Raw genomic sequence first — 24546 nt, forward strand, 5'->3', positions numbered from 1 at the left:
AAGGTGAGACAGGCTTCGACAACTGGTCCAACCCGGAGTTAACACATGAAAATGCCGACCCGTACCGCCGCCAGCGCCCTCGCGCTGATTCTCGGAACCGCCGGTTTCGCCGCCGCCGAGGACGTTCGCGTCACCGTGGCCGAATACAGCTCGCTCACCGGGCCGTATTTCGAAGAAGCCGCCGCCGCCTTCGAAGAGCAGAACCCTGATATCGACATCCAGATCGAAGTGGTGCCGTGGGATGTGCTGCTTCAGAAGCTGACGACCGACATCTCGGGCAACGCCAATGCGGACCTGTCGATCATCGGCACCCGCTGGCTGCTGGATTTCGTCGATTCCGGCATCGCGGCACCGCTTGATGAATTCATGGACGACGAATTCAAGGGCCGCTTCTTCGAGGCCTTCCTGTCGCCCTCGATGATGGACGGCAAGACCTACGGCCTGCCGGTGGCCGCCTCGGCGCGGGCGATGTATTACAACAAGGACCTGTTCGAACAGGCCGGCATCGAAACGCCCCCCAAAACCTGGGAAGAGCTGAGCGCCGCCGCCGAGAAGATCGCCGCCCTTGGCGATGAGACCTACGGCTTTGGCCTGCAGGGCAAGGAGATCGAGACCGACGTTTATTTCTACTACGGTTTCTGGTCGAACGGTGGCGAACTGATCGAGGAAGATGGCACCTCGGGCCTGGATACCCAGGCGGCCTATGACGCCGCGGCCATGTACAAGTCGATGATCGACAGCGGGCTGACCCAACCCGGCGTCACGTCATACAGCCGCGAGGACGTGCAGAACCTGTTCAAGCAGGGACGCGTCGGCATGATGATCACCGCGCCCTTCCTGGCCACCCAGATCGCCAACGAGGTGCCTGACCTGAACTATGGCGTCACGGCCATCCCCTCGGGCCCCGACGGTGCACGCGGCACCTATGGCGTGACCGACTCGATCATCATGTTCGAGAATTCCGAACATAAAGAGGCGGCCTGGAAGTTCCTCGACACGCTGTTCAGCCAGGAATGGCGTTCGCGCTTCACCGGCGGCGAAGGCTTCCTGCCCGTGCAGGGTGCCGTGGCCGATGAGCCGGCCTTTGCCGACAACGAGGTGCTGAAGGAATTCACCAACCTGCTGCCCGACGCCCGCTTTGCGCCGGTCATCCCGGGCTGGGAAGAAATCGCCGACATCACGTCTTCGGCCATCCAGACGATCTATCTGGGTGAGGGCGAGATCGAGCCGACGCTGAACGACGCGGCGGCCCGTATCAACGACATCCTTAAGTAAAGATTGGCGGCGGCGGTCCTTTCGGGGGCCGCCGCCGATCATTGCCCATGAAACGCTCAGCGCTGACAAACCCCTATATCCTGATCCTGCCGGGTGTTCTTCTGGCCGGGTTCATCGTGATCTGGCCGCTGGTGCAGATCACCGAGATCGCGGTAAGCGAGGTCAACCGCTTCGGCCAATTGCGTGGTTTCGCCGGCCTTGAGAATTTCGTCGCCGTCGTGACCGACCCGGCCTTTTTGGGGGCCTGCTGGCGCACCTTCATCTGGACCGTGGCCATCGTCGTCGGGTCGATCGCCGTGTCCATGCCCGTCGCGCTGATCCTGAACGAGGATTTCCATGGCCGCGGCATCGCGCGGATCATCATGATGCTGCCCTGGGCCGTGTCGCTGACCATGACGGCGATCATCTGGCGTTGGGCGCTGAACGGCGAAAGCGGGATGCTGAACTCGGCGCTCAAGGCGCTTGGCGTGATCGACACCAACATCCAGTGGCTGGCGCAAAGTTCGACCGCCTTTCCGATGCAGATCATGATCGGCATCCTTGTGACCATGCCCTTCACCACCACCATTTTCCTTGGCGGGCTGTCGTCGATCCCCGATGACCTGAACGAGGCGGCACAGCTTGAAGGCGCAAGCCCCTGGCAGGTGTTTCGCGAAATCACCCTGCCGCTGATGCGCCCCTTCCTGAACATCGCCGTGGTGATGAACACGATCTATGTGTTCAACTCCTTCCCCATCATCTGGGCCACCACCCAGGGCGGGCCGGCCAACAGCACCGACATTCTGGTCACGCACCTCTACAAGGTGGGGTTCCGGTTCGGCAAACTGGGGGATGCGGCCGCGCTGTCGCTGATGATGTTCGCGGCGCTGCTGGTGCTGACCCTGATCTATGTCCGCCTGGCCATGCGCGAGGACAAGTCATGACCCGCAAGATGCGCCGCACCATCTGGTCCTGGTTGGCCCTCTCGCCGCTGATCGTGCTGATCCTCTTTCCCTTCGCGGTCATGTTCATCACGGCCGTGAAGCCGGCGGAAGAGGCGCTGCAATCCACCTGGTGGCCCAGCACCTTCCAGTGGTCGAACTTCATCAAGATGTGGGGCAACACCAACTTCGGCCCCGCACTGTTCAACTCGGTCTATGTCGCCGTCGCCTCGACCCTGCTGGCCATGGTGGTTTCGGTGCCTGCCGCCTACGGACTCAGCCGGTATCGGTTCAAGGGGCGGGGGGCGGTTCAGCAGTTCCTGCTGGTCAGCCAGATGCTGTCGCCCATCGTGCTGGTGATCGGGCTGTTCCGCCTGGTGGCCTGGCTGGGGCTGCTGGATTCGGTGGAATCGGTGATCTTCGTCTATGCCGCCTTCGCCGTCGCCTTTTCGGTCTGGATGCTGCAAAGCTATTTCTCCACCATCCCCGCCGACCTGGAAGAGGCCGCCTGGATCGAGGGGGCGTCGCCCTGGCAGGCGCTGATCCGGGTTTTCCTGCCCCTGGCCCTCCCGGCAATGACGGTGACGGCGATCTTTTCGTTCATCAACGCCTGGAACGAATTCGTCATCGCCCTGACCATGCTGCGCAGCCAGGAAAGTTACACCCTGCCGATCCAGATTTTCTCGCTTGTTGCCGGGCGCTATACCATCGAATGGGAACTGGTGATGGCCGCGACCCTCGTGGCGACGGTGCCTGTGGCCGTTCTCTTTGCCTGGCTGCAACGCTATCTCATCCGGGGGCTTGCCCTCGGGGCCGTGAAATAACACTGAAAAAGGAAAGCCAATGACCAAGATCTGTTACGGAACCTCGCATGTGCCCCTGTCGCCCGCCGTTCGGGCCGGTGACTATGTCTATGTCTCGGGGCAGGTGCCCGTCGAGGATGGCAAGATCGTCGGCGACGACGTGGGCACCCAGACCCGCAAGGTTCTGGAGAACATCGGCAAGGTTCTGGAAACCGCCGGTTGCGAAATGTCGGACATCATCAAGACGACCGTCTGGCTGAAACATGCCGAGGATTTCAAGGAGTTCAACGCCGCCTACGCCGAATCCTTCCCTTCGGATCCGCCCGCCCGTTCCACCGCGGAAAGCCGGCTGATGATCGACATCCGCGTCGAGATCGAGGCCATCGCCTACAAACCGCTCTAGCACGATGACATTCGATCTACTGGTCCGGGGCGGTCGCCTGGTCGACCCGGCCACCGGCACCGATGGCCCGCGCGACATCGCCATCACCGGCGACAGGATCGCGGCCATCGACAGCGACATTCCATCCGACCGCGCCCGCAGGGTGATCGACGCCGGGGGGGCCATCGTCACCCCCGGGCTTATCGACATGCACAGCCATGTCTATTGGGGCGGCACGCCTCTTGGTGTCGATCCCGACCTGATCGCGGCGCAAAGCGGCACGACGACATTCGTTGATGCCGGAAGCGCGGGGGCGGGCAATTTCCTCGGGTTTCGCCGCCATGTGATCGAACGCAGCAAGGTGCGCATCATCGCTTACCTCAACATTTCGTTCGGGGGGATCTTCGGCTTCTCCAACAAGGTGATGGTGGGCGAATGCGGCGATCTTGCCCTTCTCGACCCGCGCGAGGCCGTAGCCTGCGGGCGCGATCACGCCGACATGATCGTCGGGGTCAAGGTGCGCTCTGGGCGGATTGCCGGGGGCAACAGCGGCATCGCGCCGGTGGATATCGCTGTCGAGGCGGCGGACCGCCTGCACCTGCCGGTCATGGCCCATATCGACGAACCGCCCCCCGGGCGGCTTGAGGTGCTGTCGCGGATGCGTCAGGGCGATGTTCTGACCCACTGCTGTCGTCCGTTCCCCAACTCGGCGCTTCTGGGCAATGGCCATATCCGGGGCGACATGTTCGCGGCCCGCGAAAGGGGCGTGCTGTTCGATCTGGGCCATGGCGCGGGGTCCTTCGATTTCAGCGTGGCGCAGAAGATGATCGCCGAGGGCTTCGTGCCCGACATGATCAGCAGCGATGTGCATCTGTTCAACATCCACGGCCCGGCCTTCGATCTGCTGGTCTGCATGTCGAAGATGATGGCGCTGGGGCTGTCCCTTGGCGATGCCCTGCGCGGCGCCACGGTTGGCCCGGCCAAGGCAATAGGCCGCCCCGAACTGGGAACGCTGGCGGTGGGCGGCCCGGCCGACGTGGCCGTGCTGCGCGAAAAGGCCGGCGATTGCCGCTTCCGCGATTCCACCGGTGCGCTGATGCAGGCCACAAGAATCCTTGTCTCGGACGGGATCGTCGCGGGCGGAACCTGGCAAGCGAACGAGGCGAAGACCTGTGATGCGCGCGACCTGTCCTCGGGGCCGTCGCCCCATGCCAACCACGCCGCGGCGCTGGCGGCACATTTCGGGCGGCCCTGCTGTGGCGGCGCCTGAAAACAGACCGGCCCTCACCGCGTGACAAAGGGGGCCGGTACACAGGCGCGCATTCCCGCCATCGACATCGCCCGTACCCTGGCGATCCTGGGGATGGTCGCCTTCCACTTTACCCGCGATCTCGAGATTTTCGGGCTAATCGCGCCCGGCACCACATTGCAGGGGGGCTGGGCGGCTTTCGCGCGTCTGGTGGCCGGATCGTTCCTGTTTCTGGTGGGGGTCAGCCTTGTCTTGGCCCATGGCAGGGGCATCCGCTGGCCGGTGTTCTGGCGCCGCTTCGCGATAGTGGCAGGCGCGGCGCTGGCCATCACCCTTGTCACGGCTGTCTTCGCGCCGGGGCAGTTCATCTATTTCGGCATCCTGCATGCCATCGCACTCAGCAGCGTGATTGCGCTGCCCTTCCTGCGCTGGCCGCCGATCTGGGCGGCGCTGGCAGGGGTGGGCCTTCTGGTTCTGCACCTGGCGGTCGATCCCGCGCCGTTCTCGACCCCCTGGCTGGGCTGGACGGGGCTAAGCGACAGGGTGCGCCCCGCGCTCGACTTTCTGCCCTTGCTACCCTGGCTGGCACCCTGTCTGCTGGGGGTTGCGGCGGGCCGCTGGGCCGTGCCGCTTCTGCCCCACCGCCATGCGCCCGCCACACCGATAACCCGCGCCCTGGCCTGGCCGGGCCGTCACAGCCTTGCGATCTACCTTCTGCATCAGCCGGTTCTGGTGGGGCTGCTGTGGGTGTTCGTTCAGCTTGCGGGCCGCTGAACACGCGGCGTCAGGCAGGCTTGCGGAACAGGATCAACTGGTTGTTGGCCGGCATGGCCACCTGGGCGGCCAGGGTCAGGCCGTGTTCGCCCGCAAGGCGGCGCAACGTGCCCACCTCGCGCAGGCCCCAATCGGGATTGTCGGCGCGCAGGCCGGCATCAAAGGCGGCATTGCCCGGGGCGGTGGGCTGTCCTTCCTCAAGGAAGGGGCCGTAGAAGATCAGCAATCCATCGGGCGCAAGAACGCTGGCCGATCCGGCGACGATCCCGCGCATCACCGCAGGCGGCGCAATGTGGATGACGTTCATCGACAGCACCGCCCGAAGCGGACCAAGGGCGCGCACCCCGGGCAGGGCGGCCCAATCCTCCCCGGCATCCAGCGCGATGGGCGCGCGTTCGGGCGCGCGCAGTTCCGCCGCCCAGGCCCGGGCCGAGGCGCGGTGCCCCCCGTCCGGGTCCGACGGCCACCAGGCCAGGCCCGGAAAGGCCAGGGCAAAGCCCGCCGCATGCTGCCCGGTGCCACAGCCGATCTCCAGAACCGCGCCACGGCACCCGGCAAGCCAGGGCACCAGCGCGGCCAGGACCGGCGGAAAATTCCGGGCGAAAACAGGGGAAAACAGCCGCCCGTCCGGTGCACTTGCGGCGTTGTCGGGGGAATAGCGCGCCGTGTGGCGCGAGGGGGGCGCGGCGGTCATGCCGCCGCACCCGGGTATCGTATCACTTGAGCGGACCAATCAGCATGACCATCTGGCGGCCTTCCATCTTCGGGAAGTTCTCGACCTTGCCGATTTCCTTGGTGTCTTCGGCCACCCGCTCCAGAAGCTCGCGGCCAAGGTTCTGGTGGGCCATCTCGCGGCCACGGAAACGCAGCGTGATCTTCACCTTGTCCCCGGCCTCGAGAAACTTGACCACGTTGCGCATCTTCACATCGTAATCGTGGGAATCGGTGTTCGGGCGGAACTTGATTTCCTTGATCTCGATGGTCTTCTGCTTCTTGCGGGCTTCGCTTTCACGTTTCTGCTGTTCGTACTTGAACTTGCCGAAATCCATGATCTTGACGACGGGCGGCGAAGCGTTGGGCGAAATCTCCACCAGGTCCAGCCCGGCAGCTTCGGCCAGGGCCATGCCGCGCTCGGGGCTGACAACACCGATGTTTTCACCTTCGGCCCCGATCAGCCGGATGTCGGAGCCCCGGATGCGTTCGTTGACACGAGGGCCGGTGTCACGCACGGGCGGGGCGTTATGAGGTCTGCGAGCGATGATGGTCATCCTTGTTCTGTTGCATATGGCGGAAAATAGCCGTCGCAGCCCCCCGGTTCAAGCCGCCATCGGCATATTGGGGGCGTTTGGCACATTTCTACTTGAGCGTGTCTATGGCATGGAACATACGGCAGGCCAAGCGGGTTCCCTCGCATTGAGCTGCCCGGAAATTCCAAGGAGACTGCAATGATCACTCGTCTGACAACCACCGCCGCGCTGGTTGCCATCGCCATGACCGTATCGGCCTGCCAAGAGGAAGAGACGCCCGAACCCGAAGAAACGGGCGCCGCCGTGGTCCAGCCCGACCCGCTCAAGGCCGAGAACGAAGCCGCCGAAGCCGAAAAGGCCGCGGCCGAGGCGCAGGCGAAAGAGAAGGAAGAGGCCGACAAGCTGGCCGCCGAGGAAGCCGCCCGCGCCGCCGCCGAAGAGGAAGAGCGCCTGGCAAAGGAAGAGAACGAGCGTCTCGCCGCCGAACTGGCCGCGAAGATGGCCGAAGAGGAAGCCGCACTGAAGGCCGAGCAGGAAGCCGCCATCGCCGCCGAGGACGAGGCGAAGATCGCCGCCGATGCCGAAAAGGCCGCGGCCGAGGCTGAAGCAGCCGCCGCTGCCGCCGAGGAAGCACAAGCCGAAGCCGAGGCTGCCGCGCCGGTCGAAACCGAAGCCGAGGCCGCCGAAGACGCGGCAAGCGAGGCACGCACCGCCGAAACCGCTCCGACCCCCGCCACCGAGGAAGCCGATACCGCATCGACGCAAGAGGCGCCGGCCGAAGAGGCAACGCAGGAAGCGGCAGCCGATACCGCGCCCGAGGGCGCCGAAGCCGCGACCGACGCGCCCCTGGCCCAGCTTCTGACCGTGGAGGGCTTTGACTACGAAGCCGTCAAGACGGCCATTGATGGTTCGCAACTGGGTGAGGCTGAAAAGGTCGCCCTCAAGGGCGGGTTGGACGGCGCGAAGAACAATCCCGCGCTGCTGAAGGCGATCCTCGATCAATTGCGCACCGCGCTTGGCGTCGAAGAATAAGCGCCGACAGAACAGGGGCCGTCGCGCAGATGCGCGGCGGCCCCATTTTTCTCAGCCGACGAAGGCCTTCTCGACCACGTATTCCGCCGGATCGCTGTTGGCCCCCTCGCGCAGGCCGAAGCCTTCGAGGATTTCTTTCATGTCGGTGTTCAGCCCCATCGACCCGCAAACCATCGCCCGGTCGGTCTGGGCCGACATGGGCATGATTCCCAGATCGGTGAAAATCTCGCCCGAGCGCAAAAGGTCGGTCACCCGGCCCATCTTCGCGCTCGTCTCGCGGGTGGTGGTTGGGTAATAGCGCAGCTTGTTCAGCGCATCGCCCAGAAGTTCCTGCATCATCTCGTCGGATTTCACCGTCTCGACCAGCTGCCGCCCGTACTCCAGTTCGGCCACATCGCGGCAGGTATGGGTGAGGATGATCTCGTCGTAATCCTCATAGGTCTGCGGTTCGCGGATCAGGCTGGCAAAGGGCGCGATCCCGGTGCCGGTGGAAAAGAACCACAGCCGCTTGCCCGGAAGCAGCGCATCATGCACCAGTGTGCCCACCGGCTTGGGGCGCAGGATGATCTGCTCGCCCGGCTGGATATGCTGCAACCGGCTGGTCAGCGGGCCGTCCTGCACCTTGATGGAATAGAACTCCAGCTCGTCGTCCCAGGCAGGGCTGGCGATGGAATAGGCCCGCAAAAGCGGCTTCTGGCGCCCGGTCTTGGGGTCAGGGTCGCCCATCAGCCCGATCATGACGAATTCGCCGGACCGGAACCGCAGGCTGGCCGGCCGGGTCACCCGAAAGGAAAACAGGCGGTCGGTCCAGTGCTTCACGCTGGTCACGGTCTGCGCATCGGGCAGGGTGGGGGTGGCTTTTTCGGTTGTCACGGTCACATGCTCGTTCATCGGCGTCAGACGGGCAGTTTCGCCCGCTCCTTCGTTAGCATTCAAATGATAGGGCGGAAACCCCGCTCTTGCGCGTTTCAGCCGCGCAGGCGCGCCTGGTAGTCGCTGTTTTGCCAGGCGGCCCGTGCCTGCCATTGCTCCACGGGCTGGCGCGCGGCAAGGGCACTGTCGATCTGCACCTCGTCAAAACCCGACCGCCGCGCCATGGCATATTGGTCGGCAATCACATGGCCCCGCGCCCGCAGCCGCCCCCGGTATCCCAGAAGCCGCAGCCGTCGCGCAATGGAAAAACCGCGCCCATCGGCAAAGCCCGGAAAATCGACCCGGATCAGCGAGATCCGCTCGAAAAGCCCCACCAGCGCGGCCGGATCGGCGTCGGGGCCAAGATCCACGGCAAAGCCCGCGTCATTGGCCGGAAGCGCCCCCAGCTCGCAATATCCCCCGGTCCAGTCGTCGGTCCCGAACCCGCTGTCGGTCACAATCACATCGCTCATACCTGCTCCGTTCCCCGGCTCTTTCTTGCCAAAAATACTCAAATCCCACCGCCGCGTCGGGCGATGCCGCCACTTCAGGCGCGCACCATCCGCCCATCGACGAAATGGATGCCGCATTCGTCCTTTGCCTTGCCGCGCCAGCGTCCGGCGCGTTCGTCCTCGCCGGGGGCGACACGGGTGGTGCAGGGCTTGCACCCGATCGAGCGGAACCCGTCCGCCACCAGAGGATGACGGGGCAGGCGATTGTTGACGATATAGTCCTGCACATCGTTGCGGTCCCAGTGGGCCAGGGGGTTCACCTTGATCCGCGCCGTGCCGTCCCCCTCGGCCTCGAAGAACTCCAGCGCCTGGCGCGTGGCCCCCTGATAGCGCTTGCGCCCGGTGATCCAGCCGTCGAAAGGCTCCAGCGCCCGCAACAGAGGCTCGGTCTTGCGCAGGGCACAGCAGGCGTCGGGGTTGGACTGATGCAGCATCGCCTCGCCGTCGCGCAGGAAGGTGCGGTCGCGGTCAGGGCGTTCGATCCGCACATCCGTCAGGCCCAGCGTTTCGCTCAGTTCGGCCTGATAGGCGAGGGTTTCATCGAACAGCATCTCGGTGTCGAGGAAGATCACCGGCACCGTGCGGTCGATCACGCTGAGCATATGCAGCAGGGCAACCGATTCCGCCCCGAAGGACGACACCATGGCGATGCGCCCCACCTGGGGGTCGCGCAGGGCATGTTCCAGAACCACGGTGGCCGCGTGATGGGCATGGCGGCGGTTCAACTCGGCAACCCGCTGCTCCAGCGGCGGCAGTGCAAATTCAAGCGGCATCGGCCCGAGCCTCCGGGTAAAGCGTGGCCTTGAACGGGCCAAGGCCCAGCCGCCGATAGCATTGCAGGAAGGTCTCGCCCGCATCCTCGCGCAGCTCGAGATAGCCCTTCACCAGTCGCTCGATGGCGGGCACGATCTCGTCCGCCGAAAATCCGGGACCGGCACGTTCGCCGATCACGGTGGTTTCGGTGCCGTCGCCGCCCAGGGTGATCTGGTAATTCTCCACCCCGGCGCGATCCAGCCCCAGGATGCCGATGTGGCCGACGTGGTGATGGCCGCAGGCGTTGATGCAGCCCGAGATCTTGATCTTCAGCGGCCCCACCTCGTGCTCCATCTTCAACTCGTCAAAGCGCAGGGCGATCTCCTGCGCGATGGGGATCGAACGCGCGGTGGCCAGGGCGCAGTAATCCATGCCGGGGCAGGCGATGATGTCGGAAATCAGCCCGATGTTCGCGGTGGCCAGGCCTGCGTCTTTCAGGGCGGCATGGACGGCGGGCAGATCGCCCATGGGCACATGCGGCAGGATCACGTTCTGTTCGTGGCTGATGCGCAGCTCGTCATAGCCATGGCGCTCGGCCAGGTCAGCCATGAGCCGCATCTGCGCCGATGTGGCGTCGCCCGGCGTGGCGCCGTGCTTCTTCAGGGAAATCGACACGATGGCATGATCGTCGCGCCGGTGCGCGGCCAGGTTGGTATCGGCCCAGGACCGGAACACTGGGTCACTGTTGCGCGCGGCCTCGAAAGCGTCGCGCGATGACGGACGGAAGGACGGAAGAGCGAATGACCTCTCGATCTCGCGCAGCATCCGCTGGTCGACACCGCTGAACTGCGGGCGGATCAGGGCGAAACGCTCGTTCACCTGGTCGCGGATCGCGTCGATGCCGTTCTCGTGGACGGTGATCTTGACCCGCGCCTTGTACTTGTTGTCGCGCCGGCCCAGCACGTTGTAGACGCTGACGATCGCCTCGCAATAGGGCAGCAGGTCGGCCGCGGGCAGGAAATCGGTCAGAACCTTGCCCACCATGGGCGTGCGGCCCAGGCCACCGCCGATGATCACCCGATACCCGATCTCGCCATCGCGCCGCAGGATCTGGATGCCGATGTCATGGCTGCGGATCACGGCACGGTCGGCCTCGGCGCCGGTGACGGCGATCTTGAACTTGCGGGGCAGGAACTGGAACTCGGGGTGGTCGGTCGACCACTGGCGCAGCAGTTCGGCCACCGGGCGCGGATCGGCCACCTCGTCGGCGGCGGCGCCGGCGAAATGGTCTGCCGTCACGTTGCGGATCGTGTTGCCGCTGGTCTGGATGGCGTGCATCCCGACATCGGCCAGGGCGTCCAGGATATCGGGCACGTCCTTCAGGGCGGGCCAGTTGTACTGGATGTTCTGGCGGGTGGTGAAGTGGCCATAGCCCTTGTCCCAGCGGTCGGCGATCATCGCCAACTGCCGCATCTTGCGCGAATCCAGCGTGCCATAGGGGATCGCCACCCGCAGCATGTAGGCATGAAGTTGCAGGTACAGCCCGTTCATCAGGCGCAGCGGGCGGAATTCATCCTCGGTCAGGCTGCCGTCGATCCGGCGTTCCACCTGGCCGCGGAACTGCGCCACGCGGCCACGCACGAAGGCTTCGTCGAAGTCGTTGTAGTGGTACATCATGCCACCTCCTGCTTGCCATGAGCATAGTTGCTGGGGCCGCGGGTGCGGAAGGCCTCGCGGAAATGCACCGGCTCGGGGCCGCGTTCGCCCGGTTTCGCATCGGCCAGGTAGGCGCCGACGGCGACCGAATCCTGGGACAGGGCGTGCAGCAGGCGCAACTGGCCATGGGCCTCGTCCTCGATCAGTTCGGCCTCGCGGATGTCGCGGGTCCAGCGGTCATCCTCGGTCAGCCAGATGGCATCGCCCTCGATCAGGGCATTGGCGGTGACGACCTTGGGGGTGAATTGGCGGCTCATAGGGCGGCCTCCTGTTTGGGCAGGGTTTGCAGGCTGGCCCGCGCCGCACGGGGCGCCAGGCCGAAAAGGGTCAGGGCGGGGCCGCTCAGCCCCGCGTTGGTCAGGGTCGGCTCAAGCTGGCCAAGGGTGGTGTCCAGAACGCGGGCATCGGGGCGCGAGGCATTCTCGACCACCGTCACCGGTGTCGCGGGGCTGGCGCCATGCATCAGAAGGCGCCCCTGGATGAACCGAGCCGCGCGCTTGCCCATATAGATCGCCGCCACCTCGCCGGGGCGGGCCAGTGCGGCCCAGTCGTGATCGGCAAAGCCCTGCATGTCGTGGCCGGTGATGAAGCGCACGGCACCGTTGCGCCCCCGCTTGGTCAGGCTTTGCCCGATCCCGGCGACAGCAGCGCTGGCGGCGGTGATGCCCGGCACCACCGACCAGTCCAGCCCGGCGGCATCGCAGGCCTCGATCTCTTCGTCCAGACGCCCGAATACGGTGGGATCGCCCGACTTCAGCCGCACCACATGGGCTCCTTCGCGGCCATGGGCGACGATCAGCGCGTTGATATCCTCCTGCGCCATCGCCTTGCCAAAGCCCTCCTTGCCGGCATCCAGCAGCACCGCCTCGCGGCGCGCCAGTTCCAGGATCTCGGGGGTGACCAGGCGGTCGTGGATCACCACGTCGGCCTCGTGCAGGGCGCGGCGGGCCTTCAGGGTCAGAAGCTCGGGGTCGCCCGGCCCGGCGCCGACGAATTCCACCCGCCCGGCCCGGGGGGCAGTGTTTAGGTGATCCTCCAGCAGGCCGTCCAGCGCGGGGCGCAGGGCAGGGGCGCCGCCTTCGGCCATGGCCCGGGGGCCGGCGTTGAAATAGTAATCCGACCAGAAGGCCCGGCGCCTGGCTCCGAAGGGCAGGGCATCGACGCGGGCACGAAACACCTTGCCGATCCGCGCCAGCGTTCCGAGCACCGAGGGCAGGCGATCTTCCAGATCCTTCTTGATCGCCCGTGCCAGAACGGGCGCGGCGCCCTCGGTGCCGATGGCCACCACCACCGGATCGCGGTCGACGATGGCGGGGGTGATGAAATCGCTGTCCTGAAGATTGTCGACCAAGTTGACCAGCGCGCCATCGCGCCGGGCCAGGGCCGACACGCGGGCATCCTCGGCGTCATCCTCGTTCGCCGCATAGAACAGCGCGGCACCGGCGGCATCCCCCGCCTGCATGGCGCGGGGCGTCAGCGCCAGCCGCCCGGCGGCGGCCCAGTCGCGGATTTCGGGGGCGGGATCGTCGCTGAAGACGGTGATCTGCGCCTCGGTCTTCAGAAGCAGGCGCAGCTTGGCCAGCGCGGCCTCACCCCCGCCCGACAGGGCGATCGGGCGGCCGGCGACGGCTAGAAAGATCGGAAAATGCTTCATGGCTCGGGCTCCGCTGTGTTGCCCTTGATGTAGAACATTGTTCCTGATTGGCGCCATATGTCGTTGCAAATAAGGACATATGTTCGTACTGTCAGCGAAAATATAACATCTGTTCGCAAAATCGGGGGAAAAGCGAATGTCTGTCCGTATCGACGAAATGGATCGGAAAATCCTTTCGGTCCTGCAACAGGATGCCAGCCAATCCCTTGACGATATCGCCCGTACCATCGGGTCGTCCAAGACGCCGGTCTGGAACCGAATCCGCAAGATGCGCGAGGCGGGGGTGATCGGGCAGTACAGCGTTCAGCTCGACGCCGAGGCGCTGGGGTTCGAGGCCTGTTTCTTCGTGCTGATCCGCACCTCCGAGCATGAGGCCGAATGGCAGGCGCGGTTCCTCTCGGCCCTGCGCGCCCGCCCCGAGGTGCAGGAGGCGCACCGCCTGGCGGGCGATATCGACTACATCCTGAAGGTGCGCGTCAAGAACGCCCGCGCCTATGACCTGTTCTACCAGGCGCTGATCTCGGAGGTGCGGATCCACAACGTCACCGCGCTCCTCTCCATGGAAGAGCTGAAATCGACGGCCATGCTGCCGCTGTAGCCGCCGGCATCATCTTTGGTCTTCAAATATCCACTGCGCAGGGCCGTCAGCCGGGCAGGACATCAAGGCGGCGCAATCCGTGGAAATGATAGATATTCCCGAACTGCGGCGCTCCCTCCAGCTTCAGCCCGGGGTGGCGCGCGAAAAGCGCTGCCAGCGCGATGCGCAGTTCCAGCCGCGCCAGCGGTGCCCCCACGCAGAAATGCGCCCCCGCCCCGAACGAGGTATGGGCCGGTCCGCTGCGGCCCGGGCGGAAGCTGTCGGGCTGGTCATAGACCGCAGGGTCGCGGTTGGCCGCCGCCAGAACACAGGCCACCTCGTCGCCGCGTTTGAAGGTATGGCCCTCAAGCGTCACGTCCTCATAGGCCCAGCGGGTAAAGATGTGCAGCGGCGGATCGAACCGCAGGATCTCCTCGACGGTCTTGTCGACCATCCCCGGCGCCAGCAGATCGGGCGAGGCACCCTGCTCCAGAAGGCATTTCACCCCGTTGCCCATGCTGTGCACCGTCGCCTCGTGGCCCGCGTTCAGCAGCAGGATGCAGGTGGTGATCAATTCGTCGGTGCTCAGCCGTTCACCGTCTTCCTCGGCGGCGATCAGGTGGGTGATCAGGTCGTCGGCGGGCCGGCTGCGGCGTTCCTTCACATAGTCGCGCAGGAAGGCCGAGAATTCGCGCGCGGCGGTGTTGGCGGCCACCTCCATCTCTTGCGTGCGCCCGGCCTGGTACATGCCCACCATGGCATTCGACCAGGCCAGAAGCTCGGGCGCCATGGAATCGGGCACGCCAAGAAGGCGGGCGATCACGATCACCGGCACCTGTTGGGCATAGGCGCCCAAAAGCTCGACCCTGTCGTCGAAGCCGTCGATCAGGGCGTGGCAAAGCTGCTCGATCTCGGGGGCCAGGGCGGCGATGCGGCGGCTGGTGAAGGCGCGCAGGACCAGACCGCGCAACCGGGTGTGGCGCGGCGCCTCAAGCTCCAGCATCGAATGCGCCTCGACCCCGTAAAAATCGGTGGTGTGGGAGGCGGGCGGCTTTGCCATTTCGCCCGGAACCTCGCGCCCCAGCCTGCGGTCACGCAACAGGGCGCTGACCGCCGCATGGCTGGTGGCGGCCACAAAGCCGTAATCGGCCCACCGAAACAGCCCGCCATCGGCGCGGGCCTGTTCGTAGAACGGATAGGGGTTCTGGACGAAGGCGGGATCGGTGGGCGATTGATGCAGCGTTTTCATGACGCTTTGCCTAATCCGAACACGGGCGCGCGGCAAGGCAAAGCGGCTTTGTGCAACTCGCCCTGTTCAGCCGCGGCGCTTGGCGCTAACAGGGGGCATGGTCTATGCAATCAACAGTTTTCAGGACTGCCTGTCGCACGGTTATGACACCGTGATCGACGTGCGCGCGCCTGCCGAATTTGCCGAAGATCACATGCCCGGCGCCATCAGCCTGCCGGTGCTGGACGATGCCGAACGCGCCCGCGTCGGCACCATCTACAAGCAGGACAATCCGTTTTCGGCCCGCAAGATCGGCGCGGCGCTGGTTGCCCGCAACGCCGCCCGCCACATCGAGGGGCCCCTGGCCCATCACGACGGGGGCTGGCGGCCTCTGGTCTATTGCTGGCGCGGCGGGCAGCGCAGCAATTCCTTCGCCTCGATTCTGGCGCAGATTGGCTGGCGGGTCGATGTTATCGACGGCGGCTATCGCAGTTTCCGGCGGGCGGTGAACGCGCTGTTGTATGAAACCCCGATGCCGGTGCAGGTGGTTCTGCTGGACGGCAACACCGGCACCGCCAAGACCGAGCTTTTGCACATGGTGGCGGCGCGGGGCGGGCAGATCCTGGACCTTGAGGGGCTGGCCAACCATCGCGGTTCGGTCTTCGGGGCGATGGGGCAGCAACCGGCGCAGAAGGCCTTTGAAACGGCGCTGGCCGAACGGATCAATGCGCTGGACCCGACGCGCCCGGTTCTGATCGAGGCCGAGTCGAGCAAGGTGGGCGCGCGCGTCGTGCCGCCGTCGCTTTGGGCGGCCATGCGCGCCGCGCCCCGCATCACCATCGAGGCGCCGGTGGATCAGCGCGCGCGCTACCTGGTGGCGGCCTATGGTGACGTGATCGCCGATGCCACGCGGCTGAACGGCGTGCTGGCGGCGCTGCGCCCGCATCAGGGCGCGGCGCGGATCGAACATTGGCAGGCGCTGGCCGGGTCGGGGGCCTATCTTGACCTGGCCGAGGAACTGATCCTTCATCACTATGATCCGCGCTATGGGCGCCAGCGGGGCGCGGCCGGGTTGCGCGGAACCGTCACGCCGGGCACGCTTGATCGCGAAGGGCTGAACCGCGCGGCCGACCGGATCGCCGCGCTGTTGATGCAGGAGCCTGTCAGCGCAGGCTGATATGGGGCGCGCCCTCGGTCATCTCTCCGATCCGCGCGGCGTGAAAGCCGCTTTCGCGCAGGTTTCGCACCACCTTTTCGGCCGTTTCGGGGGCCACCGCGGCCAGCAGCCCGCCTGCGGTCTGCGGATCGAACAGCAGGGCGGCCAGGGGCGCATCGCCATCCATGGTCATGCGCGCTGCAAGGGTGGCATTGCTGGCGTAGAGTGTCGACCGGTGGCCCGACTGCGACAGGGCCAGCGCGCCCTCCAGCAGGGGAATGCCGGACAGGTTCAGCCGCGCCGCAAGGCCCGCCGCATCGCAGATGCCCATCAGGTGTCCGGCCAGGCCAAATCCGGTCACATCCGTCATGGCATGGGCGGCTGACAGCATCTGCGCCGCGCCGAACTGCGATTGCGTCATCGCAGCGATGGCCCCGGCCACCCAGGGCCCCCGCGCCCCCAGCGCCATGTCGGCGGCCATGATCACGCCGGTGCCGATCGGCTTGGTGAGGATCAGGGCATCGCCGGGCTGCGCGCCCGAAAGGCGCACCGGGTTCTGCGCAAGCCCGGTGACGGTGAACCCGATGCTGAGCGCATCGCCGATCAGGGTGTGGCCGCCGACGATACTGGCCCCGGCTTCGGCCATGACGGCATCGGCGCCTGCCATGATCTCGGCCATCATCCTCTGGTGCAGGCTGGCGCTTGCGCGCGGCAGGATGATCGTCGCCAGGGCCGCCTGCGCGGTGGCGCCCATGGCAAAGACATCGCCCAGGGCATGGTTGGCGGCGATCCGCGCCATGACATGGGGATCATCGACCATCGCGCGCAGGTGATCGGTGCTGATCACCTGGTTCTGCCCGTTCATCGTCAGCACGGCGGCATCGTCCATGGGCGTCGTGCTGACATCGGCGCGGCTGCGCGGGGGCAGGGCGGCAAGCGCCTGGGCCAGGGTGTCGCGGCCCAGCTTCGATCCGCAGCCGCCGCACATGGGCTTGCCGCCTGCCAAGGCCTCGTCCACTCCGTCGGCGCGGGGGCTTGGCAGTTTCGGCGCGGTCATAGCCGGCAGATCGGCCAGCTTTTCCATGAATGCGCGGTCGATACGGTCTTTCCAGCGCCAGAGCAGCGCGCCTTCCAGCCGCAGGCCGAACTTGTCGGCCACGGCGCTGCGGTCTCCGGTCGAGATCAGCTTGAGGTAATCGCGCTGGGGGCGATAGCGGCGAAACGCGCCGCCCCCGACGGCGGCCCGCAGGTTGGCGGCCAGCACCGGCGCCTGGCGCACGGCGAAAACCCCGGCCTTGGGGCGCGGCGCGTGGTCCATGTGGGCGCAATCGCCCACCGCGAAGACCGATGCATCGCCGACACTGCGCAGGCTGTCATCGACGCGCACGAACCCCTCGTGCAGGGCAAGCCCGGTTTCGGCCAGCCATGCATGGGGTTTCGCACCCGCCGCCCCGACGACGAAACCGGCGGGCAGGACCGTGTCGCCTTCCAGGACGATCCCCACGTTCGTGATGCGCTTCACCTCAGTCCGTTCGTGCAGGGTGACGCCCATGGTGTCGAGCCGCTGGCGCAGGGCGCGCGCCGCACCCCGGCCGATGCCGCGCAGGGCGTCGGCGCTGTCCACGGCCCGGACCGGAACGGCCTGCCCTGCGGCCTTGCGCGCGCCATGGGCCATGGCCATGGCCAGCTCCACCCCCGCAACGCCTGCGCCGATCACCGCCAGCCCGGAGGCCGCCAACCCGGGCTCCTGCCGCAGCCTGTCCAGATGCGCGGCCCATGCGGTGGCGAACCGGCCCAGGGGTTTGGCGGGGATCGCGTGATCGTCGAACCCGGGCAGGGCGGGCATGTCGGAATGGATGCCGATGTCGATCGAGGCCACGTCGTAGGCGATCTGGCCGCGCCCGGTAATGGTGACGGTCTTTTCCGTGGTATCCATCGCCTCGGCCATCCCGAGGATGATCCGCGCGCCCGCGAACCGGGCCAGGCGCATGAGGTCGATCTCAAGCGTATCGCGCCCGTAGTGTCCGGCGACGAAACCGGGCAGCATGCCGGTATAGGGCGCGGTCGGGCCGGGGTTGATGACGGTCAGCCGCACACCGGGCAGCGGGTTCATTCCCCAGTTGCGCAAGACCAGAGCATGGGCATGGCCGCCCCCGATCAGCACGATGTCACGGGTCAGGGGAAGGGGCGGCATGTGCATGGCAGGAACTCGCTTTCGGGACGGCCCTTGGTTAAGGGCGCGCACCGCGAAAGGCGAGAGGCGACTGAATGGCCCACGCCGAATTGACCGTGGCGCCGGGCGGTTCAGGTCAGCATGTCGAGCCTTTCACGATCACGTTCTGCCACCGGCGCAACCACCGTCAGCCCGTGATAGAGGGGCGAAGACGGCGAAGCGCCATGGTTGCCGCTGTCATCGCGCGGGGTGGCCGGTGTGGTCACGGCCCAGATGTCAGCGCGCATCTTTTCCAGCGGAGTCTTGTCGAAGGTCGGGCGCGGCCCGGTCAGAACAGTCTCGGGCGTGTCGGGCCATACGGCCGCATCGGCGGGGTGCGAAGCTGTGGCGGCCGAGGTGCCATCGCCCGCCGCAGCGCCCAGAACCGGGCGCAGGGTCAGCGTGGGCGGCGCGCCCGAAGATGTGTGGCCCTCGACGACCTGACGCGCGCGCAGGGCGCTTTGGGCATCGGCGGCGGGTGGGGCTATGCCGGGCACATGGGGGCCGGCAAGGGGCGCAAGGGGCGGCAGCATCTGAAACCTCCTTCACGAAAGGCATATCAGGTCTCCCACCAAGGCTACGCCGCAAATCTTAACGGATCGTGAACCCCTGCGTCACCCCCGCGGCGTCAGGGCGCTGCGATAGAAGGCGGTCAGGAAATCCGCCGCCTCATCGAAATGGCCGTCGCCCTGCGGGCGAAGGATGCCGCGCACCTGCACGTCGAAATCGGCATAGTGCTGGGTCGTCGCCCAGATCGAGAAGATCAGGTGGCGCGGCTCGATCGGGGCCAACCGTCCGGCGGCCTGCCACTGCGCGATCAACGCCGACTTCTCCTCGACCAGGGCGCGCAGATCGCCTTCGATCTCGTCCATGATCCGGGGCGCGCCCTGAAGGATCTCGTTTGCGAACAGCCGGCTTTCGCGCGGGTAAAGCCGTGACATCTCAAGCTTTCGCAGGACATAGGCGACGATTTCGTCAATCGGGTCGCCGTCGCTGTCCAGCCGGCGCAGCGGATCGAGCCAGTTTGTCATCAGCCCCGCCAGAAGCGAGGCGTGGATCGCCTCTTTCGACGGAAAGTAATAAAGTAGGTTGGGCTTGGAGAGCCCGGCCCCCCGCGCGATCCGGTCCAAAGTCGCGCCGCGATAGCCCAGCGTCGAAAACACATCCAGCGCCGCCTCAAGGATGCGGGCGGTGTTTTCTTTCTGGATGCGCGTTTGCGAGGCAGGTGTGGGCATGAGGCAGGCAATTTCATCCGTTGGGCGGCATCGCGGGCGCAGGGGCGCGAATTCCTTGACTGCCTTGAAGGCTCTGCTAGCGTGATCCTGACCGGTTGGTCAAACTATTCCAAGCCACGCGCCGCAGAACAACAGGAGTCTCCATGCCCTCAACTGCCTCTGCCCCCGGTGACAACCTCGCGATCAACGGCCAGCGTCTTTGGGACAGTTTGATGGAAATGGCAAAGATCGGCCCCGGGGTGGCGGGGGGAAACAACCGCCAGACCCTGACCGACGAAGACGGTGAAGGCCGAGCCCTGTTCCAGAAGTGGTGTGAGGCGGCGGGCTGCACCATGGGGCTGGACCAGATGGGCAACATGTTCGCCCGCCGCGAGGGCGAGGACAGCGAGGCGCTGCCCGTCTACGTGGGCAGCCACCTGGATACCCAGCCCACCGGCGGCAAGTATGACGGGGTGCTGGGCGTTCTGGGCGGTCTGGAAATCATCCGCACGCTGAACGATCTGGGCATCCACACGAAGCACCCCATCGTCGTGACCAATTTCACCAACGAGGAAGGCACGCGCTTTGCCCCGGCAATGCTGGCCTCGGGTGTCTTTGCCGGCGTTCACACCCAGGACTGGGCCTATTCAAGAACCGACGCCAAGGGTTTGAAATTCGGTGATGAATTGCAGCGCATCGGCTGGCGGGGGGATGAGGAAACCGGCGCGCGCAAAATGCACGCCTTCTTCGAACTGCACATCGAACAGGGCCCCATCCTGGAAGCCGAGCAAAAACAGATCGGCGTCGTGACCCATGGCCAGGGGCTGAGCTGGACCCAGGTGACGATCACCGGCAAGGAAAGCCACACGGGATCAACCCCCATGCCCCTGCGCCGCAACGCGGGTCTGGCCATGGCGCGGGTGCTTGAACTGGTGGACGAAATCGCTTGGAGCCACAAGCCCCACGCCGTGGGTGCGGCCGGGCACATCGAGATTTTTCCCAACAGTCGTAACGTGATACCGGGCAAAGCCGTGTTCACGGTCGATCTGCGCTCGCCCGATCTGGCGGTGATCGAGGATATGGAGGAGCGGCTGAAGGAGGGCGCGCAGAAGATCTGTGACGACATGGGCCTTTCCGTTGAATTCGAGAAGGTGGGCGGTTTTGATCCGGTGGAATTCGACGCGGACTGCGTCGGCGCCGTGCGCCGCGCCGCCAAACGTCTTGGGCTGAGCCATATGGACCTGATCTCGGGCGCGGGCCATGATGCCTGCTGGATCAACCGCGTGGCGCCCGCGGCCATGGTGATGTGCCCCTGCGTTGACGGTCTGAGCCATAACGAAGCCGAGGAAATCTCGCAGGAATGGGCCGCTGCCGGGGCGAATGTCCTGTTTCATGCGGTGGTCGAAACGGCGGGGATAGTAGATCAATGAGAGGATGCAAGATGCTGAAGAATATCGGATTTATAGGATTGGGGCTGGCGTTGGCCGGCTGCGTTGAAACGGGGCCCGCCGTCGGTCCGCAGGGGCTGCGCGATGTGTCGCCCGCCGCCCTGGCCGCGCTGCCGCCGGGCATCGACCAGTCGTTCCTGATCCGCGATTCCAACGGCTGCTACGGCCTTGCCGTCGAAAAGACCGAGCCCCAGCGCGGCGTCGCGCTTCTGGATGCCAGCGGCAAGCAGGTCTGCGACGTCTGAATGCCGTCGGGTCGGAAAAAATAAAATAAAATAAAGAAAGGCGTTCGGTGGCAAAGTTCATTGGACGTCTCAAGATGCGGACAGGGAAAGGAACTTTCGATGCCATCCACGGTGATCAGGAACGGAACGGTGGTGACGGCCGATCTCAGCTATGAGGCTGATGTGCTTGTCGAAAACGGCGTGATCACCGGGATCGGCAAGGGGCTTTCGGGCGATACCGAACTGGATGCGACGGGATGCTACGTGATGCCCGGCGGCATCGATCCGCACACGCACCTGGAAATGCCCTTCATGGGCACTTATTCCGCCGATGATTTCGAATCCGGCACCCGTGCCGCGCTGGCCGGTGGCACGACCATGGTGGTGGATTTCGCGCTGCCCAGCCCGGGTCAGGGGCTGCTGGACGCGATCCAGATGTGGGACAACAAATCCACCCGGGCCAACTGCGACTACAGCTTCCACATGGCCATCACCTGGTGGAGCGAGCAGGTGTTCAACGAGATGGAAGCCGTAGTGCGCGACAAGGGCATCAATACTTTCAAGCACTTCATGGCCTACAAGGGCGCGCTGATGGTGAACGACGACGAGATGTTCGCGTCGTTCCAGCGCTGTGCCGAACTGGGCGCGATGCCGCTGGTACACGCCGAGAACGGCGATGTCGTGGCCGATCTTCAGGCGCGGCTTATGGCGACGGGCAACAACGGCCCCGAGGCGCACGCCTATTCCCGGCCCCCCGCGGTCGAGGGTGAGGCGACGAACCGCGCCATCATGATTGCCGACATGGCAGGCGTGCCGCTTTATGTCGTCCATACCTCCTGCGAGGAAAGCCACGAGGCGATCCGCCGTGCCCGCCAGCAGGGAAAAAGGGTTTATGGCGAACCGCTTATCCAGCACCTGACGCTGGATGACAGCGAATATACCCACCCCGATTGGGACCATGCCGCGCGCCGCGTCATGAGCCCGCCGTTCCGCAACAAGCAGCATCAGGACAGCCTCTGGGCCGGGCTGCAATCGGGGTCGCTTTCTGTGGTGGCCACCGATCATTGCGCCTTCACGACGGAACAGAAGCGCACCGGGGTGGGGGATTTCACCAAGATTCCCAATGGAACAGGTGGGTTGGAAGACAGGATGCCGATGCTCTGGACCCATGGGGTTGCCACCGGGCGTCTTACCATGAACGAATTCGTTGCCGTCACTTCAACGAACATCGCCAAGATATTGAATTGCTATCCGAAAAAGGGCGCGGTCCTTGTCGGGTCGGATGCCGATCTGGTGGTCTGGGATCCGAAGAAAAGCAAGACGATCAGCGCCGATAGTCAGCAATCCTCCATTGATTACAATGTCTTCGAGGGTAAAGATGTCACCGGGCTTCCGCGCTTTACGCTCAGTCGGGGCAAGGTGGTGGTGCACGACGGCGAGATCCGCACCGAAGAGGGCCACGGCAAGTTCGTCAAGCGTGATCCGCTGACGGCAGTGGGCAAGGCGCTTTCCACCTGGAAAGAACTGACCGCCCCCCGCAAGGTGGAACGTTCGGGCATTCCGGCAAGCGGCGTGTGATGGACGACCAGAACAAGGTTATCGCGGCCAGAAACCTGGACCTGGTGTTCCCGACATCGGACGGGGATGTGCACGCGCTGAGCAATGTCGATCTTGAGGTGAACAAGGGCGATTTCGTCAGTTTCATCGGGCCTTCGGGCTGTGGCAAGACGACCTTCCTGCGCTGCATCGCGGGGCTTGAAACGGCGACGGGCGGCACACTGTCCGTCAACGGGATGAGCCCGGAAGAGGCAAGGAATGCAAGGGCTTATGGCTATGTCTTCCAGGCGGCGGGGCTTTATCCCTGGCGTACCATCGGCAAGAACATTCAACTGCCGCTCGAGATCATGGGGTTTGACCGGGAAGAGCGCGAAAGCCGCATGAAGCGCGTTCTGCAACTTGTTGATCTGGAAGGATTCGACGGCAAATATCCCTGGCAGCTCAGCGGCGGGATGCAGCAGCGCGCGAGCATCGCCCGCGCCCTGGCCTTTGACGCCGATATCCTGCTGATGGACGAACCCTTCGGCGCTCTGGATGAAATCGTGCGCGACCATCTGAACGAACAACTGCTGAAGCTTTGGGCGCGGACCGAGAAGACGATCTGCTTTGTCACCCATTCGATCCCCGAGGCGGTCTATCTCAGCACCCGCATCGTGGTGATGAGCCCGCGACCGGGGCGGATCACCGAGGTGATCGAAAGCCCGCTGCCGCGCGACAGACCGCTGGATATCCGCGACAGCGCCGCCTTCATCGAGATCGCCCACCGCGTGCGCGAGGGCCTGCGCGCCGGGCATGGCGATGATGTCTGACCGGGGCGCGCCATGAGGTGGTTCAGGCTTCGCGCCGTTCCGGTGATCAGCGTGCTTCTGGCGCTGATCGTGGTTTGGTATGTCGCGGCCGTCTGGATGAACAGCCAATGGACGCTGGACCAGGCGGCGCGGGCCGAAACGACGCCCGGTTTCACCGAGATCGTCAAGGACACCATGGTGCAGGAGCGCCCGAAGCTGCCCGCACCCCATCAGGTCGCGGTGAGCTTTTACGACCTGGTGTTCGACAAGAAGGTCACCTCGAAACGCTCGCTGGTCTATCATGCCTGGGTGACGCTGAGCGCGACATTGTTCGGCTTTGCGATCGGCACCGGCCTTGGCATCGCGCTGGCGCTGGGGATCGTGCACAACCGCGCCATGGACATGAGCGTGATGCCCTGGGCCATCGCGAGCCAGACGATCCCGATCCTGGCCATCGCGCCGATGATCATCGTCGTCCTGAATTCCATCGGGATCACCGGATTGGTGCCCAAGGCCGTGATCAGCGCCTATCTGTCGTTCTTTCCGGTGGTCGTGGGCATGGTGGCGGGGCTGCGCAGCCCCGATGCGATGCAACTTGACCTGATGAAGACCTATAACGCCTCGGCCACTCAGGTCTTGTTCAAGTTGCGGCTGCCGGCCTCGATGCCATTTCTTTTCGCGTCGTTGAAGGTGGGGATCGCGGCGGCCCTGGTGGGGGCCGTGGTGGGCGAACTGCCGGTGCAGCAGGGGGGCCTCGGCGCGCGTCTGCTGGGCGGGTCCTATTACGGCCAGACGATCCAGATGTGGGCGGCGCTGTTCATGGCGGCGATCCTGGCGGCGGTGCTGGTGTTCATCGTGGCCCGGGTCGAGGCCGGGGTGCTGAAACGCATGGGGATGGCGCGATGACGCGGGC

At 65.4% G+C, this 24546-nt stretch carries 26 protein-coding genes; 14 read left to right on the top strand and 12 right to left on the bottom strand.

Going from position 1 to position 24546, the window contains the following annotated elements:
* The first annotated feature begins 45 nt into the window (after nucleotides 1–45).
* Genes H7828_RS19050 through H7828_RS19075 form a run of 6 tightly spaced genes read left to right on the top strand, consistent with a single transcriptional unit; the run spans nucleotide 46 to nucleotide 5403 of the window.
* Entirely contained in the window at nucleotides 46–1275 is a 1230-nt protein-coding gene (locus H7828_RS19050; protein WP_226782659.1) for an ABC transporter substrate-binding protein, read from the top strand.
* 47 nt (nucleotides 1276–1322) lie between these two features.
* Nucleotides 1323–2198, top strand: coding sequence for a carbohydrate ABC transporter permease (locus H7828_RS19055; protein ID WP_226782660.1), 876 nt, complete (start codon nucleotides 1323–1325; stop codon nucleotides 2196–2198).
* The gene (locus tag H7828_RS19060; RefSeq protein ID WP_226782661.1) at nucleotides 2195–3019 is read left to right on the top strand and encodes a carbohydrate ABC transporter permease; all 825 of its coding nucleotides are present in this window, start codon (nucleotides 2195–2197) and stop codon (nucleotides 3017–3019) included. The genes H7828_RS19055 and H7828_RS19060 overlap by 4 nt, the downstream gene beginning before the upstream one ends.
* Nucleotides 3020–3038: 19 nt before the next feature.
* Nucleotides 3039–3401, top strand: coding sequence for a RidA family protein (locus H7828_RS19065; protein WP_226782662.1), 363 nt, complete (start codon nucleotides 3039–3041; stop codon nucleotides 3399–3401).
* Nucleotides 3402–3405: 4 nt separating this feature from the next.
* Nucleotides 3406–4650: an amidohydrolase/deacetylase family metallohydrolase gene (locus H7828_RS19070; protein WP_226782663.1), complete on the top strand. Its 1245-nt coding sequence runs from the start codon at nucleotides 3406–3408 to the stop codon at nucleotides 4648–4650.
* A gap of 21 nt (nucleotides 4651–4671) precedes the next feature.
* A complete protein-coding gene (locus H7828_RS19075) occupies nucleotides 4672–5403 on the top strand; it encodes a heparan-alpha-glucosaminide N-acetyltransferase (RefSeq protein ID WP_226782664.1) in 732 nt (243 codons plus the stop codon).
* A gap of 10 nt (nucleotides 5404–5413) precedes the next feature.
* Here the strand turns inward: H7828_RS19075 and H7828_RS19080 are convergent, their stop codons facing one another.
* Nucleotides 5414–6097 carry a DUF938 domain-containing protein gene (locus tag H7828_RS19080; protein WP_226782665.1) on the bottom strand — a complete coding sequence of 228 codons (684 nt, stop codon included), beginning with the start codon at nucleotides 6095–6097 and terminating at the stop codon, nucleotides 5414–5416.
* 22 nt (nucleotides 6098–6119) lie between these two features.
* Nucleotides 6120–6671 (bottom strand): translation initiation factor IF-3, encoded by a 552-nt coding sequence (infC, locus tag H7828_RS19085; RefSeq protein ID WP_226782666.1) that lies wholly within the window; start codon nucleotides 6669–6671, stop codon nucleotides 6120–6122.
* A gap of 177 nt (nucleotides 6672–6848) precedes the next feature.
* Here infC and H7828_RS19090 point away from each other — a divergent pair, with 177 nt between their 5' ends.
* Nucleotides 6849–7682, top strand: coding sequence for a hypothetical protein (locus tag H7828_RS19090; RefSeq protein ID WP_226782667.1), 834 nt, complete (start codon nucleotides 6849–6851; stop codon nucleotides 7680–7682).
* A gap of 51 nt (nucleotides 7683–7733) precedes the next feature.
* Here the strand turns inward: H7828_RS19090 and H7828_RS19095 are convergent, their stop codons facing one another.
* The 6 genes from H7828_RS19095 to cysG all read right to left on the bottom strand — a co-directional run bounded on the left by H7828_RS19095 (nucleotide 7734) and on the right by cysG (nucleotide 13229).
* A complete protein-coding gene (locus tag H7828_RS19095) occupies nucleotides 7734–8573 on the bottom strand; it encodes a ferredoxin--NADP reductase (RefSeq protein ID WP_226782668.1) in 840 nt (279 codons plus the stop codon).
* A gap of 77 nt (nucleotides 8574–8650) precedes the next feature.
* On the bottom strand, nucleotides 8651–9067 hold the full coding sequence (locus H7828_RS19100; protein WP_226782669.1) for a DUF934 domain-containing protein: 417 nt from the start codon (nucleotides 9065–9067) through the stop codon (nucleotides 8651–8653).
* Between the two features lie 74 nt (nucleotides 9068–9141).
* Nucleotides 9142–9879 carry a phosphoadenylyl-sulfate reductase gene (locus H7828_RS19105; RefSeq protein ID WP_226782670.1) on the bottom strand — a complete coding sequence of 246 codons (738 nt, stop codon included), beginning with the start codon at nucleotides 9877–9879 and terminating at the stop codon, nucleotides 9142–9144.
* Complete coding sequence (locus H7828_RS19110) at nucleotides 9869–11533, bottom strand: nitrite/sulfite reductase (protein ID WP_226782761.1); 1665 nt, start codon at nucleotides 11531–11533, stop codon at nucleotides 9869–9871. The genes H7828_RS19105 and H7828_RS19110 overlap by 11 nt, the downstream gene beginning before the upstream one ends.
* Nucleotides 11533–11832: a DUF2849 domain-containing protein gene (locus tag H7828_RS19115; protein WP_226782671.1), complete on the bottom strand. Its 300-nt coding sequence runs from the start codon at nucleotides 11830–11832 to the stop codon at nucleotides 11533–11535. The genes H7828_RS19110 and H7828_RS19115 overlap by 1 nt, the downstream gene beginning before the upstream one ends.
* Entirely contained in the window at nucleotides 11829–13229 is a 1401-nt protein-coding gene (cysG, locus tag H7828_RS19120) for a siroheme synthase CysG (RefSeq protein ID WP_226782672.1), read from the bottom strand. Before cysG ends, H7828_RS19115 begins: the two co-directional genes overlap by 4 nt.
* 136 nt (nucleotides 13230–13365) lie before the next feature.
* On the opposite strand from cysG, the gene H7828_RS19125 reads away from it, so the two are divergent.
* Nucleotides 13366–13827 (top strand): Lrp/AsnC family transcriptional regulator, encoded by a 462-nt coding sequence (locus H7828_RS19125; protein ID WP_226782673.1) that lies wholly within the window; start codon nucleotides 13366–13368, stop codon nucleotides 13825–13827.
* A gap of 46 nt (nucleotides 13828–13873) precedes the next feature.
* Here the strand turns inward: H7828_RS19125 and H7828_RS19130 are convergent, their stop codons facing one another.
* Entirely contained in the window at nucleotides 13874–15055 is a 1182-nt protein-coding gene (locus tag H7828_RS19130; protein WP_226782674.1) for a cytochrome P450, read from the bottom strand.
* Between the two features lie 97 nt (nucleotides 15056–15152).
* Between H7828_RS19130 and mnmH the strand changes: the two genes are divergently transcribed.
* Nucleotides 15153–16211, top strand: a complete 1059-nt coding sequence (mnmH, locus tag H7828_RS19135) for a tRNA 2-selenouridine(34) synthase MnmH (protein WP_226782675.1) — start codon at nucleotides 15153–15155, stop codon at nucleotides 16209–16211.
* On the opposite strand, the gene selD is transcribed toward mnmH, so the two are convergent.
* The 3 genes from selD to H7828_RS19150 all read right to left on the bottom strand — a co-directional run bounded on the left by selD (nucleotide 16198) and on the right by H7828_RS19150 (nucleotide 19637).
* Nucleotides 16198–18390: a selenide, water dikinase SelD gene (selD, locus tag H7828_RS19140; protein WP_226782676.1), complete on the bottom strand. Its 2193-nt coding sequence runs from the start codon at nucleotides 18388–18390 to the stop codon at nucleotides 16198–16200. The two genes, mnmH and selD, sit on opposite strands and share 14 nt — an antisense overlap.
* A 104-nt stretch (nucleotides 18391–18494) precedes the next feature.
* Complete coding sequence (locus H7828_RS19145) at nucleotides 18495–18935, bottom strand: hypothetical protein (RefSeq protein WP_226782677.1); 441 nt, start codon at nucleotides 18933–18935, stop codon at nucleotides 18495–18497.
* A gap of 81 nt (nucleotides 18936–19016) precedes the next feature.
* Entirely contained in the window at nucleotides 19017–19637 is a 621-nt protein-coding gene (locus H7828_RS19150) for a TetR family transcriptional regulator C-terminal domain-containing protein (protein WP_226782678.1), read from the bottom strand.
* Between the two features lie 143 nt (nucleotides 19638–19780).
* Between H7828_RS19150 and H7828_RS19155 the strand changes: the two genes are divergently transcribed.
* From H7828_RS19155 to H7828_RS19175, 5 genes are all read left to right on the top strand, one after another.
* Nucleotides 19781–21046: a Zn-dependent hydrolase gene (locus tag H7828_RS19155; protein WP_226782679.1), complete on the top strand. Its 1266-nt coding sequence runs from the start codon at nucleotides 19781–19783 to the stop codon at nucleotides 21044–21046.
* 11 nt (nucleotides 21047–21057) lie between these two features.
* Nucleotides 21058–21309 carry an SH2 domain-containing protein gene (locus H7828_RS19160; RefSeq protein WP_226782680.1) on the top strand — a complete coding sequence of 84 codons (252 nt, stop codon included), beginning with the start codon at nucleotides 21058–21060 and terminating at the stop codon, nucleotides 21307–21309.
* A gap of 99 nt (nucleotides 21310–21408) precedes the next feature.
* Entirely contained in the window at nucleotides 21409–22866 is a 1458-nt protein-coding gene (gene hydA, locus H7828_RS19165; protein ID WP_226782681.1) for a dihydropyrimidinase, read from the top strand.
* Complete coding sequence (locus tag H7828_RS19170) at nucleotides 22866–23654, top strand: ABC transporter ATP-binding protein (RefSeq protein WP_226782682.1); 789 nt, start codon at nucleotides 22866–22868, stop codon at nucleotides 23652–23654. Before hydA ends, H7828_RS19170 begins: the two co-directional genes overlap by 1 nt.
* Before the next feature lie 12 nt (nucleotides 23655–23666).
* Nucleotides 23667–24539, top strand: a complete 873-nt coding sequence (locus H7828_RS19175) for an ABC transporter permease (RefSeq protein WP_226782683.1) — start codon at nucleotides 23667–23669, stop codon at nucleotides 24537–24539.
* Nucleotides 24540–24546: the final 7 nt, after the last annotated feature.

Origin of the sequence: Oceaniglobus trochenteri, assembly GCF_020529025.1 — a bacterium.
GTDB classification, from domain to species: Bacteria; Pseudomonadota; Alphaproteobacteria; order Rhodobacterales; family Rhodobacteraceae; genus Oceaniglobus; species Oceaniglobus trochenteri.